The following is a 16,093-nucleotide window of genomic DNA, read 5'->3' on the forward strand; positions in this document are numbered from 1 at the left end:
CATTCGTTTTCCTTATGACCTTTGCGGTTCGGCCGGTTACAATTTTGATCATGAAATGCGGAAATTGGGAGCGCTCCAAGCCATGACCGGGTCTGCCGTGCAGTAACAACACTTGCAATCGATGCGCTTCCTCCGCTCGATTCGAGTATCGTTGTCCAGACATCAGCGAGTGAAGAAGGGTCTGCATTCGTTCTAGTCGCGTCATCCATGAGTCTCAACAGAGCTAAGACAGGTGTTCTCGTTAGAATGAGTAAGTAAGCGCATAGGGTGCGCCATAGCCATCAGGCGGCTAACCTCACGTCTCACTACTAGTGATACCCAGGCGCTTGTAATGAGATCAGTGTGGCGCAATTCGGCAGCAGCGGTGAATACTTAAACGTATCAAGTTTGTGCCCGATCCTTTCACTCACCGCGGTTGATGTGCATCACCTTTCGTCGTAAATTCAGACGCCGCTGCCGTAAGATCGACTCTTACGTATCACGTCGTAGAGTAGGTCGCTGAATAAGCTACCGACTTGATGTGCTCTATCAGGTTGCCGGGCGTTTCGATGCGCGCAAGCCCATGCTCGAAAATGTATTTCGCCACCGAAGCTGCCACATGCATTGATGCCTCATAAATCTTGCTTTGCGGCGGATAGATCAAGCCTTTCTCGAGGCTTTCGTCGCTGACCTGCTCAGCGACTGCCTTGGCCGCGATGATAAACATTGCGTCCGTCACGCGAGACGCCTGCGTAGCGAACACGGCCATACCCATCGCGGGGAAAATATAGACGTTGTTGCCTTGCCCGGGAACGAACGTTCGCCCTTCAATCTCGACGGGCGGGAACGGGCTTCCACTCGCGAAGATCGCTTTGCCCTTGGACCATCGGTAGGCCTCGTCCGCCGTGCACTCCGACCGCGACGTGGGATTCGAATATGGGAAAATAATCGGGCGCTCGTTGATCGCGCTTATGGCTTCGATCACCTCCTGGGTGAAGAGCTTGGGCACCGTACTGACACCAATGATGCCCGTAGGCTTCAGCGCTTTGACGGCATCGGCGAACGAACTGACCGGATCATGATCAATGGCAAAGACCTTTTGAAAATCCGCGAGATCGGTGCGTGATTTGACCATCAGTCCATTGATATCGAACAGGTTATTCCGCTTGCGGGCGGTATCGATATCGATCCCTTCGAGCGCCATGGCTTGGCTGATCAATTCCGCGATGCCCGTTGCCGCCGAACCGCCTCCCAGGAATAGGAAACGCTGCTCAGTTAGTTTTTTCTTCGAGATGCGCAGCGCAGCGTAGATGCCCGCCAGCGCGACGGCGGCGGTGCCCTGGATGTCATCGTTATAGGTGCATATTTTCTCCTTGAAGCGCGCGAGCAGCGGCACTGCATTGAAGTTGGCGAAGTCTTCCCACTGGATGCAACACTTCGGATATGCTTCCTGCACGGCGGCTACAAATTCGTCGACGAATGCGTGATATTCGTCACCACGCACTCGGTCTTGACGGAACCCAAGATAGAGCGGGTCGTCGATCAACGTGGCATTGTTCGTGCCAACATCGAGCATCACAGGCAGACAGTGCGCTGGCGGCACGCCGGCGCAGGCGGTGTACAACGAAAGCTTGCCAATGGGGATACCCATGCCGCCCACGCCGAGATCACCAAGCCCAAGAATGCGTTCTCCGTCCGTTACCACGATGAACCGGACATCCTTTTCCGGCCAGTTGGCCAGCAGGGCCTTCACGCGGCCGCGCGCGCTGATCGGAATGTAAAGGCCGCGAGTTGCGCGGAATATGTGGTCGAATTTCTGGCACGCTTCGCCCACCGTCGGCGTATAGACGATTGGCATGAACGTCGCCGGATCCGACATCAGCACCGCGTAGAAAAGCGTCTCGTTGCGAGCCTGGAGGTCGGACAGAAGCAGGTACTTTTGTAGATCGCTATCAAGATGAGAAAGCTCGGCATGCGTACGCGCGACCTGGAGTTCCAGTGTGCTCACGCCCGGCGGCAGAAGTCCTTCGATGTGATGTTTTTCGCGCTCGTCTTGCGTGAACGCCGACCCGTGATTGAGGCGGGGATTGTGGATGAGACTGTAGCCGGACGGTGACGTGGACATGGGTTACTCCCCTTTTTCTGATCAGGTGAGGACACATTGCATTGAAGGGCGAATAAATGCGGTGCCTGGCAAGCGACGCCCAGATCCGGTGGTCAAGCCCTGTTTTGTCACAACGGCGAAACCGCCGACAGTGTATGCGGCTTCAAAGCTCTGGCGTCTGCGTCTGCTTTGTCCTGCCGCTCGTCACAGCCAAGCCTACGTGAAAAGCATATAGGCTGCAACTCATCGGGCACCCCTTGAGTAAGACTTATTGTCAGGTAGTTCGCTTGGTCTACGCGAGTTGCTATGACCCCTGGCCGCTGACCCGTCTGGTCCGCAAACGCGTTCCGAATTTCGGCTTGGGTCATCGATCGACGAATCATTTTGCCGACATCCAACGCACTCGTCCGCCCCCCTTTTTCTGTACAACTATGCATACTCTTCGGTGATTTGTGCGTGCCAGTCGACATGCCGGAGGGGTGCGCACGAGACTCAACTCCGCGCCCCTAAAATCGCCTATGCTTGGCCAACCGAAACGAATTTGGTCACGAGATGCGCGACTTATCACAGGCCAGCGGCTGTCGTATCGGTGGCACTGTGTTGTTACCCTTGATAGCTCATGTCACTGCGCATCTGGTCTCGGGTGTCTTCACTGAAATTCCTGTATGTTCGCAACGAACTAAGTTATTGGATAATCCTTTAGGTATTCTAAATGTCGAGCCTAAAAAGACCGGGAAGGACGCGTGAAGGATCGAGTACGTGTAGCTGCGCCCCGCTTGATCGAAGGCGAAAAGACATTCGACGATCGTCGCGCCATCGGGACCCACCAGGCCACGCAGCCGCCCACCTTCGCTCAAGTCGGACTTCCTGACGTAGGGAAACCAATCCGGCAATGATCCGCCGATCAGTACCCACGCATCGGCGGCCAAAACGGGAAGCTCGATGTTTGCTGCGGCCTTTGCCATGACTTCCCCTTGATCAGTAGTCAATGGGCAGAGGTGCGTTCGGGGCGACTAAACCGTCCCCGCGCAAGTCCCGCCAGAAGTCGGCAGGGACCATCAGCGTGAGCGCGCCACGGTCTTCCTTGATGCGCTCGGGTTTGCTCGCCCCGGGGATCACGGCAACGGCGGCCGGGTGCGCCAACCGCGTTAAAGATAGTGAAGTCTTGTAAATTGCCTGGTCCGTATCCGAGTTGGCACAAGTTTCCGATCCTCCCAAGACATCGCATCATCGAACTTCGCGTCATATCGGAACGAGTCAGACCTCATCTTCCGGCAGTTGGCAGAGTTGGTGGTAAAAGGTCTGGATATCAGCGAAGTAAAATGGACGAAACGCCCCGTAGACGTTTTTCCAGTCCGGCATGTAGCTCAAGAGATGTTCTCGAAATATTGTCACTACTTCCGGACTGAGATCCTTGCGCACGATGAGGACCGCGGGCACGCAAGAGTCATATTTACCAATGACCTTCGTCATCTGCGCGTTCTCGGGCGTCATCTTCCATACGTCTTCCAGAATCATCGTTGCGCGGACAGACTTCGCCACAACAGCGTCCACCCGGTCCTGCCATCCGGCAACCTGCTTGAGTTCGAAGAACGTTTCAAGCTTCTTCCCTTTCTCATGAAGCATGATTGCGGGCGGAAAAAAACTGGATGAACAGGACCTGTTTAGATACCCATACATCGATCCTTCAAGATCGTCGAGGCTGCTCGCCTGATCGTCTTGACGAACCACAAGGAGGGTGCGTTGAGCGGGTTGGCCGGAGAACTTCGACGTTGCGATGGCGAGGCCGCGATAGTGCGGGTTACCCTTTCTCATCATCACGCAGAAACCCGCCCCCGGAACATAGGCCATGTTTGGGCCGCCCTCCTCGATCATCTGGTTCATCTTTCGAAGGTCCGTCGTCGCCTCGGCGCTAATGCCTGCCTCCGAGAAGATGCTTGTCCAAGGTTCATCCGTTACGGGAAAATCCAGATTCTTGTTCAGAAGAAACGTCAGATTCTGCTGTGCCATGGTTATCACCTTCTCTATGTGACGACATAGGACTTACATGTAACTCAGGGATTGTCGTCGTGCCATTGTTCCTTGAGGCCAGCTCAAAACAAAGGCCGGTTGGATGGCGCGTCGGCGCTGTCAGCCACGTCGACGGCGCGCACAGTAGCGACGGTCCGCTCGGCGAGGCCGTTGATCCGCGAGAGGTAGTTTTGGAAGTGAGCGTTGTCGCGATGCGACGCTACGAAGTTTTCTTAAGGACTTACGCGAAGTGGCTGGACGGCGGCCAAAACGATATGGAGATGGCGCGCCTAGAGGATTCGTTATTGTCCCCCGTCAGTCCCCAAAAGAAAGAATCTTCGCCTAAGTAGCTGTTAATACTGTGAAATTTGGTGGGCCGGGTGGGATTCGAACCCACTATCGGTCGATTATGAGTCGACAGCTTATACCAATTAAGCTTCCGGCCCTTTCTACAAAAGGCAATCTGGCGACTGCCTGCGGTGCGCGTCAAAGTGATTCGCACGCACTCGCGAAGGTCTGCGAGTTTGCCTTGAAACGGCGATCAAAACAAGCGCGGCGGGCTAGATTCAGCCCGCCGCGCTCGGATTTACACTCGCGCACCCTGCCGTTCAGTTCCCTTCGAGGAACGACTTCAGCTTGTCCGAACGGCTTGGATGGCGGAGCTTGCGCAACGCCTTGGCTTCGATCTGGCGAATCCGCTCGCGTGTCACGTCGAACTGCTTGCCGACTTCTTCAAGCGTGTGATCCGTGCTCATTTCAATACCGAAGCGCATGCGCAGCACTTTGGCTTCACGCGGTGTCAGCGAGTCGAGCACGTCCTTCACGACGTCGCGCATGCTGGCGTGCAACGCGGCGTCGGCCGGAGCCACCGTATTCGTATCTTCGATAAAGTCGCCAAGGTGCGAATCGTCGTCGTCACCGATCGGCGTTTCCATGGAGATCGGCTCCTTCGCGATCTTCATGATCTTGCGGATCTTGTCTTCCGGCATCTCCATCTTTTCGGCTAGCGTAGCCGGATCCGGCTCAAGACCGGTTTCCTGCAGGATCTGCCGCGAAATACGGTTCATCTTGTTGATCGTTTCGATCATGTGAACCGGAATCCGGATGGTACGCGCCTGGTCGGCGATCGAACGCGTGATGGCCTGGCGAATCCACCACGTGGCGTAGGTCGAAAACTTGTAGCCACGGCGATACTCGAACTTATCCACCGCCTTCATCAAGCCAATGTTGCCTTCCTGGATCAAATCGAGGAATTGCAGGCCACGGTTCGTGTACTTCTTCGCAATCGAAATCACGAGACGCAAGTTCGCTTCCGTCATTTCGCGCTTCGCCTGACGCGCCTTCAATTCACCCGCCGCCATCTGGCGATTGGTTTCCTTCAGGTCCTTCAACGGCAACACCACGCGCGCCTGCAAGTCGAGCAAACGCTGCTGCTGCTCGCGAATCGCCGGCACGTTGCGAGCCAGAATCACGCTGTAGCCGTGATTCTCCGCGACCACTTTCTCCGACCATTCCAGATCCGTCTCGCTGCCCGGGAAACGCGCAATGAATTCGGCACGCGGCATGCCGCATTTATCGACGACCGTATGCAGGATCTGGCGCTCCACCTGACGTACTTCATCAACTTGCGCCCGCAGCGTGTCGCACAGGCGCTCGACCGTCCGTGCGGTGAAGCGGATGGTCATCAGTTCGGTTTGAATGGCTTCCTGCGCCCTCAGGTACGCCTTCGACTTATAACCTTCCTTCTCATACGCGCGACGCATCTTGTCGAACCACTCGCTGATCAACGAGAATTTTTCAAGCGCCGCGCGCTTGAGCGCTTCGAGTTGAGCCGCGTTCGCGTTGGCCTGAGCCGTAGTTTCGTCGACCTCTTCCTCGTCCTCGTTCGGCTCCTCGACCTCTTCCTCTTCGCTTTCGATGGCTTCAGCTTCCTGCTCGGAGAAACCGTCGACATCCGCGGCGTTCGGATCGATCAGGCCGTCGACGAGTTCATCCACGCGCGTTTCTTCGTTCTGCACGCGCTCGGCCATCGCGAGGATGTCGGCAATAGTTGTCGGGCAAGCGGAGATGGCCATGACCATGTGCTTCAGGCCGTCCTCAATGCGCTTCGCAATCTCGATTTCGCCTTCGCGCGTCAGCAGTTCGACCGTACCCATCTCGCGCATGTACATGCGCACGGGGTCCGTTGTCCGGCCGAATTCGGAATCCACGGTGGAGAGCGCAACTTCAGCTTCCTCCTCGACTTCATCATCCGACGATGCCGCCGGCGCGTTGTCGTTGAGCAACAGCGTTTCGGCGTCGGGCGCCTGCTCGTACACCGCCACGCCCATGTCGTTGAATGTGCTGATGATGCCTTCGATCGCTTCGGTTTCAGCAAAGTTGTCGGGCAGGTGATCGTTGATTTCAGCGTAGGTCAGGAAACCGCGTTCCTTGCCGAGCTTGATCAGCGCGCGCAGCTTCGCGCGCCGCTCCTCGAGTTCCTCGGCCGTACCGGGCGCCGTGGACGCAAACGCATCCTTCAGTAATGCTTTTTCCTTCGCACGACGGTCGCGAGCCTTGACCTTTTCGACCTTTGCCGGAGGCGCGGCTACCGGGTCCGCAGCGGCCGGAGCGGCCGAGGCGGCTTGCACGTTCTGCGTTGCATCGTCATCGACGGGTACTTCGTTCAGCTTTTTCGTCATGGAGTTTGCCGTACCGGCTTTAGTCTCGACTCACGGCTGCTGGACGACAGCCGATGGAACCGTGGATACTGGATTTGCGCGCGCTGCCTTGTCCCGCGCCCCCCGGGCAACCTGCCGCCCGGAGTCCTGCTCCGGAACGCACCGCACGTTGCGAACGCCCAAGCCTGTTTCGGCTCTTGCTTCGTGTTGCACACCCGGCCCGCTTGTGGCAGCCGCTTCCTTTGCACTCGCCCGCTTTCTGGCCGACCCGCCGGCCGAACCCGACGAGCTTGCCCAACCTGCTGAACCCGCATTTACCTCCGATGCAACCGAAGCCCTTTTACGCGCGCCAGACGAGGTAGCAGTCATCGCCTGGCCCCGACCTTTTTCCGCTTATTCGTGTTTCCGTGCTCCGGGGGAAGAAGCTGTCAGACTGCGGGCCATTGCCCGTTGGCCCGTCCGAGCCGCGTGTCATCGCATGTCTTCCCGCTAGCAGTTTTTACCATGCATGTCTCGATTTTTCAGCGTTCCAGCAAATCTTTCAGCAAATAAGTGCAAATATCCAAAAAACAACTTGCTTAAAATCCTTAATTGTAGCACGCAAGTCTCAAATATCCCGACTTGCCCCTCTTGCCGCCTTTATCTGAGCAGCTTTAACCGATAAATCCGAAAATTCCGCAATTTCTTCCGCAGTCAGACTTGACTGCTGCGCCAATTGGTCCAGCCGATTCCGATAGCTGTCGTGGCGCAGTTTGACAACCGTCGCCTGCAGTTCCTCTGCAAGCAACTTCTTCTGCTCCAGCACGCGCTCGGTTGCGGCTTCATCGGCGGGATCGCGCATCAGCAAGTCACGTACATTTTCATCATAGGCGAGAATTTCCTGGAAGATATCCTCGTAAGTCGGGGCGTTTGCAGCGTTGCGCAATAGATCGGACAACATCTGGAATTCCGCGCTCTCGCCCAACGCCCGCGCATGACCGATGACTTCACTGAACAGTTCGCCGTGCTCCGTCATGGTCACGAGGGTTTGCTCGCTGTCGTGATCGAGCGTAGCGAAAATGGCCGGATACATGACCAGGTTGCGCAACGCGCGCTGTTCGTGGCCCTTGACCCGGCGCCGCTCGCTCTTTGGCACCGCGGCGCGTGCAACGGCCGCCGCGCGGGAATCGATGTCGCACAATGCCGCGATTTCGCCAAACGGCGTATTCAGCCGATCGGCCAGCATGTGCAGGATCTGAACGCGCAACGCATTGGCCGGCAGGGCCTGGAGCAGGGGCTTCGCGTCGAAGAGCGCCTTCGCGCGGCCTTCCGGCTGATCGAGCTCCTTGTCGTTCAGGACCTCGTTCAACAGGAACTGCGAAAGCGGCATGGCGTGATCGACCTCGTTGCCGAAGCCGTCGGTGCCGAACTCGCGCACGTAGCTATCCGGATCGTGCTCTTTCGGCAGGAACAGAAAGCGGATGGTGCGATTGTCGGCGGCGTGCGGCAGACAGGCGTCGAGCGCGCGGCGCGCGGCACGGCGGCCGGCCGAATCGCCGTCGAAACTGAACACGACTGTATCCGTCTGGCGAAACAGCTTCTGGACGTGAACCGCGGTGCAAGCCGTGCCAAGCGTGGCGACCGCATTCGCGAAGCCGAGTTGCGCCAGTGCTACTACGTCCATATACCCTTCGACGACCAGCGCGTACCCGAGTTCACGAATGGCGAGCCGCGCCTCGAACAGTCCATACAGCTCGCTGCCCTTGCTAAACAACGGCGTTTCGGGCGAATTCAGGTATTTCGGCTCGCCGCCGTCTAGCACACGGCCGCCGAAGCCGATCACATTGCCCTTCACATTGCGAATGGGAAACATCACACGTTCGCGGAAGCGGTCGTATCGACGGGATTGGCCCTGGTTGTCGCTCTTTTCGCTGACAATCACGAGACCGGATTCCACAAGATTGTCGTTCTTGTAGTCAGGAAATGCGCTTTCCAGGCTTTGCCAGCCTTCCGGCGCATAGCCTAGTCCGAAGCGCGATGCAATCTCGCCCGTCAAGCCGCGCTTCTTGAGGTATTCGATAGCCTTCGGCGCCGCCCGAAGCTGCTTGCGATAAAAATCGCAGGCGGTTTGCATCACTTCGATCAACGCGACGCTGACCGACTTGCTGACGGCCGGCGCGTAGCCTTCACCCGATGCGCCCGAGCCACCCATCCCGCCGCGCATGGACGGCTCCTGCGGTACGGTCAAGCCAGCGGACTGGGCCAACTCCTTCACAGCTTCCGGGAACGTAAGCGCCGTGTGCTCCATGAGAAAGCTGATGGCCGTGCCGTGCGCGCCGCAACCGAAGCAGTGATAGAACTGTTTTGTGGGGCTGACCGTGAACGATGGGCTTTTTTCGTTATGGAACGGACAAAGCCCCATGAAATTCGCGCCGCCCTTCTTCAACTGGACGAAACGACCCACCACGTCGACGATATCGACGCGGTTCAGCAAGTCCTGGAGAAACGAATGCGGAATCACGAATCGCGGCTTCTATGCTTTTGAGCGTTTTTATTTGGCGAGCGCCGCTTTCACCAACCCCGACACGACGGTCATATCCACACGTCCCGCCAGTTTCGGCTTCAGGACACCCATTACCTTACCCATGTCTTGCGGTCCGGCCGCCCCGGTTGCCTCGATTGCCGCCTGGACTTCAACTGCGACCGCCTCGTCGGACAATTGCTCGGGCATATAGCCGCCAAGCACACCCAATTCGGCGTTTTCCTTCGCCACGAGATCGTCGCGCTGCGCCGCCTGAAACTGGCTGATCGAATCCTTGCGCTGCTTGATCATCTTGTCGATGATCGCCGTGATCGCTGCGTCGTCCAGCGTCACGCGCTCGTCCACTTCACGCTGCTTGATCGCTGCGAGCAATAGCCGAATGGTGCCGAGGCGATCGGTTTCGCGAGCACGCATGGCGGTTTTCATGTCTTCGGTGATCTGGTCTTTGAGGCTCATTGCTTGGCTGCCCTGCTGATGCTGTGTGTGGAGAATACAAACGACGGCCGGCCGGACTTCAACTTGATGCTCGATTCGTGACTGCTCGACTCGATACTGGATACTGACTAATCGATCCAGATTCTTACCAGCGCTAAAGCAAAAACCCGCTTGCGGACGTTTCCTCAAGCGGGATCATGATCAGGTGCCGGATGCTGAATCACACCGAGTACAGTCGGCAAGAAGTCGGCAAAAAAACAGCCCGCTGCGTTCGTTTTGCGAGCGACTTGTACGGCCTCTCATGCCACCTGTATACCGTCGCCGCGATGCAGCAGTATAGCAGGTCAAATATGGAAATTCGAGTCGGCGCCGCGCGCTACCGGGACGGCGCAAAAAGCGCAAAAGCCATACTGGCAAAGCCTTTGCGGGCTACGCAGCGACGAACTCAGCCGCCGCTTTTCCGGCCGCCACGCCCGACGCCCACGCCCATTGAAAGTTGTATCCACCGAGCCAGCCGGTGACGTCGACCGCCTCGCCGATGAAGTACAGGCCGGCTACGCGCGCACTCATCATCGTGGTCGATGAAAGCTCGCGCGTGTCCACGCCGCCACGCGTGACTTCGGCCTTCCTATAACCCTCGGTACCATTCGGTGTGAGCGTCCAGTTCGATAGCGATTCGCCGATCTGGCGCAGGGTTTTATCCGGAAGATCGGCCAGACGCGCGTCCGCGGAAATGCGCTGCACGTCCAGCCAGGTTTGCGCGAGCCGCGCCGGCACACGTTCGCCGAGAAAATTGCCAATCTGCTTGCGCGATCCCGCCTTGGCCGCGAGAAATTCAGCGACAGCGTCGACGCCCGGCAACAAATCGATGGAGATCGCCTCCGACGGATTCCAGTAGGTCGAGATTTGCAACACGCCGGGGCCCGACAAGCCGCGATGCGTCAATAGGAGGTCCTCGGCGAACTCGCCGCGTGCGCGGCCCTTGCCCGCGCTCAACGCCACTTCCACCGACAAACCCGACAGGGCCGCGAACGGCGCCCAATCGTCGGAGGAAAATGTCAAAGGAACCAGTGCCGGACGGGTATCGACGAGTTTGTGGCCAAACTGCTTCGCCAGCCGATACGCAAAATCCGTTGCGCCGATCTTGGGGATCGAAAGACCGCCGGTGGCCACGACCACGGCGGCGCACGTGATCGTGCCGGCGCTGGTTTCGAGCGTGAAGCGCGCCCCGTCGTGGCTGGTTGAGGCGACCGTAACGGGACGGCGCCACGTTACGCCACCCGAGTCACATTCGCTCTTGAGGAGCTGGATGATCGATTCGCTGGAGTCGTCGCAGAAAAGCTGGCCTTTGTGTTTCTCGTGCCAGGCCACGCGATGCCGCTTGAGCAGCGCGAGGAAATCCTGCGGGGTATAGCGTGCGAGCGCCGAACGGCAAAAATGCGAATTCGCCGACAAGAAATTGGCCGGACCGGCATTGATATTGGTGAAATTGCATCGGCCGCCGCCCGAGATGCGGATCTTTTCCGCGAGCCGTTCGGCGTGATCCAGCAGCACCACGCGCCGGCCGTTTTGGGCCGCGACGGCGGCGCTCATCATGCCTGCAGCGCCCGCGCCGATGACGGCTATATCGAAAGTTTCCATGGCGCGCATTGTAACCGGGAGCCTTTGGGGCGTTCTCCAGGCCAAAGAGTCCACTTCCGCGGACTGCTATAATTTTTGTTTATCAAGACACCCTGCCATGCTCGTCCTAGGCATCGAAAGTTCGTGCGATGAAACCGGCCTGGCGCTCTACGACACGGAGCGCGGCCTGCTCTCGCACGCGCTGCATTCGCAGATTGCGATGCATCGGGAATATGGCGGCGTGGTGCCGGAACTGGCGTCACGCGATCACATCCGGCGGGCGCTGCCGCTGCTCGAACAAGTGATGGCCGAGGCCGGAACCCTCCCCGCGGATATCGACGCCATCGCGTTCACCCAGGGTCCGGGCCTCGCCGGCGCGCTTCTCGTGGGCGCGAGCATTGCAAATGCGCTTGCGATGGCGTGGGATCTGCCGACCGTCGGCATCCATCATCTGGAAGGGCATTTGCTCTCCCCGCTGCTGGTGAGCGCGCCGCCGCCCTTCCCGTTCGTCGCGCTGCTGGTGTCGGGCGGCCATACGCAATTGATGCGCGTGACGGATGTCGGCGAATATGAAACGCTCGGCGAGACGCTCGACGACGCCGCCGGCGAAGCCTTCGATAAAACCGCCAAGCTCCTCGGCCTCGGCTATCCGGGTGGCCCTGAAGTGTCTCGAATGGCAGAGTTCGGCACGCCGGGCGCGTTTAAATTACCCCGTCCGATGATTCATTCCGGCGACCTCGATTTCAGCTTCAGCGGCTTGAAAACCGCTGTCCTCACGCAAAGCCGGAAGCTCGGCGCGAACGTCTGCGAGCAGTCGAAAGCGGATCTGGCGCGCGGTTTTGTCGATGCCGCGGTCGACGTGTTGACCACGAAATCCATCGCTGCGTTGAAGCGTACGGGCTTGAACCGGCTGGTCGTGGCGGGTGGCGTCGGGGCGAACCGGCAATTGCGTGAGGCGTTATCGGCGGCGGCTAAAAAGCGTCGGTTCGAGGTCCACTACCCGGATTTGTCGTTATGTACCGATAACGGCGCGATGATCGCCCTCGCAGGCGCGTTGCGACTTGCGCGCTGGCCCGACCAGGCCGTGCGTGACTACGCGTTCACCGTCAAGCCCCGCTGGGACCTGACGTCGCTCGCGGCGGCTTGATCAGCTGTTTTCCGGCGGCGGAGAGAAGACTTGCACGAACGACTTGAATTCGGGCAACTCCTCGAATTTATCCGCATAAGCGATTAACGCCGGCCAACGCGGCGCGGTGAACACGCTTGGATGCGCTTCGCGAGCAAATTGCAAGGCGCACGCAACGGCGATATCGGCGTGCCCGATCTTGTCGCCGAACCAGAATGCCCCATCGCGTTGTGCCCGGTCAGTTTCGAGTGCATCAAGCACGGCGTCCATCTGCGTCGCGCACCGGCTCATCCAGACTTCCGATTTTTCCTTGTGCAGCAAGCGTTCGTACACCAGGGACACGGCTTTATCGCCGAGTCCGCACGCAAGCGCGCAGACCTTCAGCGCCTCGCGCCGCGCCGCGCCCGCGGCTGGGATCAACGCGTTTTCAGCGCCGGCTAGTTCGTCGAGGTAGTCGAGAATGTAGGCACTTTCAATCACCGTCTCCCCCGAATCGAGCACCAGAGTCGGTACGCGCGTCAATGGGTTGAACGGCGCGAGCTTCGCGGTATCGCGGAAAACAGACCACGGGCGATGTTCAAACGTAATGCCATAAAAGGACATCGCGATGGCGACGCGTCGCACGAAAGGTGAATCGTATTGGCCGATCAGGATCAAGATTCGCGCTCCGACAATGGGTGCAAGGGAGCAAAAGTTTAAGCCAAATGACGCGCTGCAAGAACCAAAAAGCCGATCACTTTCGTGATCGGCTTTTTGGCTTCAAAACTTCCGGTCCAGTGCTTAAGCGACGCGCTTGGTCAACTTGCCCGCCGCGGCAGTCGTCACGTCCGTCAGGAACCGCTCGCGAATCGACCGCGCAATACCCGGGCCATCCAGACCGCAGCCCGAGAGCAGCTTAACGGGATCGCCATGATCAATAAACCGATCAGGCAATCCAAGCTGCAGCACCGGTTTCATCACGCCGCTCGCCATCAGGCTTTCCACGCAGGCAGAACCCGCGCCGCCCATGATCGCGCCCTCTTCCACGGTCACGAGCGCGTCATGCGTGGCGGCCAGTTCGCGCACCAATTCTGCATCAAGAGGCTTGACGAAGCGCATGTTCGCCACCGTGGCGTCCAACTCTTCGGCCGCCGCCAGCGAAGGCGCGACCATTGTGCCGAATGCCAGAATGGCAATCCGCTTGCCCGAACCCATTTTCAGCGACGACTCGCGCCGCACTTCGCCCTTGCCTAGCGGAATCGCGGTCATCTTCTTGACAGTTTTCACACCCGTACCCGCACCACGCGGATAGCGCACCGCCGACGGACCCGGTTGCTGCAGGCCCGTGTAGAGCATCTGACGGCATTCGTCTTCGTCCGACGCCGCCATCACCGTCATGTTCGGGATGCAGCGCATGAACGCGAGATCGTAGTTACCGGCATGCGTCGCACCGTCCGCACCGACCAGCCCCGCGCGATCGATCGCAAACACGACCGGCAGGTTCTGCAACGCGACATCGTGGATCAACTGATCGTAAGCGCGCTGCAGGAACGTGGAGTAGATCGCAACGACCGGGCGCATGCCATCGGCGGCCATGCCACCGGCAAACGTCACCGCGTGCTGCTCGGCGATACCGACGTCGAAGTAACGGTCCGGGAAACGCTTTTCGAACTCGACCATGCCGGAGCCTTCACGCATGGCAGGCGTGATGCCGACCACACGTGAGTCCTGCTCGGCCGCGTCGCACAGCCATTCGCCGAACACGTGCGTGTAAGTTTTCTTCGATGGCGCCGTCGACGGCTTGATGCCCTCCGCCGGATTGAATTTGCCGGGACCGTGATAGAGAACCGGATCGGCTTCCGCCAGCTTGTAGCCCTGGCCCTTCTTGGTCACGACGTGAAGGAACTGCGGCCCGCGCAATTCCTTGATGTTTTGCAGCGTGGGAATTAGCGAATCGAGATCGTGACCATCGATTGGACCGATATAGTTGAAGCCGAATTCTTCGAACAGCGTGGCCGGCACGATCATGCCCTTCGCGTGCTCTTCAAGCTTGCGGGCAAGGTCGAGCATAGGAGGCGCTACGCGCAGGACGCGCTCCACCCCGGCACGCGCGGCGGCGTAGAAACGGCCCGACATCAGGCGCGCCAGATGGCGATTCAACGCGCCCACGGGCGGCGAAATCGACATGTCGTTGTCGTTCAGGATCACGAGAAGCGGTACATCGTCCGCCACGCCCGCGTTGTTCATGGCTTCGAAGGCCATGCCGGCGGTCATCGCGCCGTCGCCGATCACGGCGATCGAATAGCGGTTGTCGCCCTGCAGCTTGCTTGCGATCGCCATGCCGAGCGCAGCAGAAATCGACGTGCTCGAGTGCGCGGTACCGAAGGTGTCGTAGATCGACTCGCTGCGGCGCGGGAAGCCCGAGATACCGCCAGCCTGGCGCAGCGTCTTCATCTGCTCGCGGCGGCCGGTCAGGATCTTGTGCGGATAAGTCTGATGACCCACGTCCCAGACGATACGGTCGTGCGGTGTGTCGAAGACGTAATGCAACGCGATCGTCAACTCGACCGTTCCGAGATTGGACGATAAGTGTCCGCCCGTCTGCGACACGCTGTCGAGCACGTAGGCACGCAGCTCTTCGGCAAGCGGTTTCAGTTCGTGGCGGTCCAGGGCGCGCAAGGCGGCCGGATCGTCGATGGTTTTCAGCAAGTCGTACATCGTCGGTCCAATTAGGAAAGCTGTCGAAAGCCGTTCGGTCGCATTGAGGCGCGCGGTCCGCCGGATTCGTGTTTTATCGTATGTTTCAGTGCACCCGGTTCACGACCAGGTCGGCCAGTTCGGCCAGCCGCCCTGCCGCCGCACCGAACGGCTCAAGCGCTGCATGGGCGTCGCGGCCGAGTTGGGCGGCCAGTTCTCGCGACGCATCGAGTCCGATGATCGACACATAAGTGGGCTTGTCGTCCTTCGCATCCTTACCCGCGGTCTTGCCAAGAGTGGCCGAATCAGCGGTGACGTCAAGAATGTCGTCAACCACCTGGAACGCCAGCCCGACCGCGGCCGCATAGCTGTCCAGCGCCTTCATGGCCGCCGCGTCCGGCGCCGTGCCGCATAGTGCGCCCATTCGGACAGACGCGCGCAGCAAGGCACCCGTCTTCTTCCGATGCATCGTCTCCAGTTCCGGCCGCGACAACTTCCGGCCAATACTTTCAAGATCGATCGCCTGGCCGCCGGCCATGCCCACCGAGCCGCTTGCCAACGCCAGTTCGCGCGTGAGCGCCGCTTGCTGCACCGCGCTCAGCGCGTCACTCGACGTCAGCGCCACGAAAGCCTGCGATTGAAGCGCGTCGCCGACGAGCAATGCCGTCGCTTCGTCATATTGCACGTGTACAGTCGGTTTCCCACGGCGCAACGCGTCGTCGTCCATGGCGGGCATGTCATCATGCACCAGCGAGTACACATGAATCATCTCGAGCGCCGCGCTCGCCGCTTCCAGTTGCTGCGAACCGGCGCCGGTCAGCTCGCCGGCTGCGTGGCACAACAGCGGGCGAACCCGTTTGCCGCCGCCGAGCACCGCGTAGCGCATGGCTTCATGCAGTTTGGCGGGCACGATCTCCGTTCCCGGCAAATAATGCTCCAGCGCCGTTTCCACGCGGTCAAGA

General features: G+C 59.3%; 11 protein-coding genes, 1 tRNA gene and 1 pseudogene. 1 reads left to right on the forward strand and 12 read right to left on the reverse strand.

The annotated features are described in order from the left end of the window. Positions 1–478: 478 nt before the first annotated feature. From WCA53_RS18780 to WCA53_RS18820, 9 genes and pseudogenes are all read right to left on the reverse strand, one after another. Positions 479–2,104 carry an NAD-dependent malic enzyme gene (locus WCA53_RS18780; protein WP_423913934.1) on the reverse strand — a complete coding sequence of 542 codons (1,626 nt, stop codon included), beginning with the start codon at positions 2,102–2,104 and terminating at the stop codon, positions 479–481. 596 nt (positions 2,105–2,700) lie between these two features. Continuing rightward, entirely contained in the window at positions 2,701–3,048 is a 348-nt protein-coding gene (locus tag WCA53_RS18785) for an SRPBCC family protein (protein WP_423913936.1), read from the reverse strand. A gap of 13 nt (positions 3,049–3,061) precedes the next feature. Beyond that, positions 3,062–3,226 (reverse strand): annotated as a pseudogene (locus WCA53_RS18790) (aldo/keto reductase); the annotation flags it as partial. A 114-nt stretch (positions 3,227–3,340) separates the two neighbouring features. Beyond that, positions 3,341–4,093, reverse strand: coding sequence for a phosphate/phosphite/phosphonate ABC transporter substrate-binding protein (locus tag WCA53_RS18795; protein ID WP_423913938.1), 753 nt, complete (start codon positions 4,091–4,093; stop codon positions 3,341–3,343). A 369-nt stretch (positions 4,094–4,462) separates the two neighbouring features. Continuing rightward, a tRNA-Ile gene (locus WCA53_RS18800) sits at positions 4,463–4,539 on the reverse strand. A 162-nt stretch (positions 4,540–4,701) separates the two neighbouring features. Next, complete coding sequence (gene rpoD / locus WCA53_RS18805; RefSeq protein WP_423913940.1) at positions 4,702–6,774, reverse strand: RNA polymerase sigma factor RpoD; 2,073 nt, start codon at positions 6,772–6,774, stop codon at positions 4,702–4,704. A 586-nt stretch (positions 6,775–7,360) separates the two neighbouring features. Further along, positions 7,361–9,253, reverse strand: coding sequence for a DNA primase (gene dnaG / locus WCA53_RS18810; protein WP_423913943.1), 1,893 nt, complete (start codon positions 9,251–9,253; stop codon positions 7,361–7,363). A gap of 30 nt (positions 9,254–9,283) precedes the next feature. Beyond that, positions 9,284–9,730 carry a GatB/YqeY domain-containing protein gene (locus WCA53_RS18815; RefSeq protein WP_423913947.1) on the reverse strand — a complete coding sequence of 149 codons (447 nt, stop codon included), beginning with the start codon at positions 9,728–9,730 and terminating at the stop codon, positions 9,284–9,286. Positions 9,731–10,138: 408 nt separating this feature from the next. Then, a complete protein-coding gene (locus WCA53_RS18820) occupies positions 10,139–11,350 on the reverse strand; it encodes an NAD(P)/FAD-dependent oxidoreductase (protein WP_423913951.1) in 1,212 nt (403 codons plus the stop codon). A 97-nt stretch (positions 11,351–11,447) separates the two neighbouring features. On the opposite strand from WCA53_RS18820, the gene tsaD reads away from it, so the two are divergent. Next, on the forward strand, positions 11,448–12,476 hold the full coding sequence (gene tsaD, locus WCA53_RS18825; protein WP_423913954.1) for a tRNA (adenosine(37)-N6)-threonylcarbamoyltransferase complex transferase subunit TsaD: 1,029 nt from the start codon (positions 11,448–11,450) through the stop codon (positions 12,474–12,476). Here the strand turns inward: tsaD and WCA53_RS18830 are convergent, their stop codons facing one another. The 3 genes from WCA53_RS18830 to WCA53_RS18840 all read right to left on the reverse strand — a co-directional run. After that, positions 12,477–13,112, reverse strand: coding sequence for a glutathione S-transferase family protein (locus WCA53_RS18830; protein WP_423913957.1), 636 nt, complete (start codon positions 13,110–13,112; stop codon positions 12,477–12,479). It lies immediately after the preceding gene. Positions 13,113–13,235: 123 nt separating this feature from the next. Then, positions 13,236–15,152 (reverse strand): 1-deoxy-D-xylulose-5-phosphate synthase, encoded by a 1,917-nt coding sequence (dxs, locus tag WCA53_RS18835; RefSeq protein WP_423913960.1) that lies wholly within the window; start codon positions 15,150–15,152, stop codon positions 13,236–13,238. An 85-nt stretch (positions 15,153–15,237) separates the two neighbouring features. Next, positions 15,238–16,093 (reverse strand): polyprenyl synthetase family protein (locus WCA53_RS18840; RefSeq protein ID WP_423913963.1); only part of this gene is annotated, 856 nt, incomplete at its 5' end.

The sequence above is a fragment of the Caballeronia sp. genome, assembly GCF_049581465.1.
Taxonomy (GTDB): domain Bacteria; phylum Pseudomonadota; class Gammaproteobacteria; order Burkholderiales; family Burkholderiaceae; genus Caballeronia.

Coding starts and splice junctions, on each gene's coding strand:
- dxs (WP_423913960.1), bottom strand. CDS start 15,152: ATGTACGACTTGCTGAAAACCATCGACGATCCGGCCGCCTTGCGCGCC.
- rpoD (WP_423913940.1), bottom strand. CDS start 6,774: ATGACGAAAAAGCTGAACGAAGTACCCGTCGATGACGATGCAACGCAG.
- WCA53_RS18785 (WP_423913936.1), bottom strand. CDS start 3,048: ATGGCAAAGGCCGCAGCAAACATCGAGCTTCCCGTTTTGGCCGCCGAT.
- WCA53_RS18815 (WP_423913947.1), bottom strand. CDS start 9,730: ATGAGCCTCAAAGACCAGATCACCGAAGACATGAAAACCGCCATGCGT.
- WCA53_RS18780 (WP_423913934.1), bottom strand. CDS start 2,104: ATGTCCACGTCACCGTCCGGCTACAGTCTCATCCACAATCCCCGCCTC.
- tsaD (WP_423913954.1), top strand. CDS start 11,448: ATGCTCGTCCTAGGCATCGAAAGTTCGTGCGATGAAACCGGCCTGGCG.
- WCA53_RS18820 (WP_423913951.1), bottom strand. CDS start 11,350: ATGGAAACTTTCGATATAGCCGTCATCGGCGCGGGCGCTGCAGGCATG.
- WCA53_RS18795 (WP_423913938.1), bottom strand. CDS start 4,093: ATGGCACAGCAGAATCTGACGTTTCTTCTGAACAAGAATCTGGATTTT.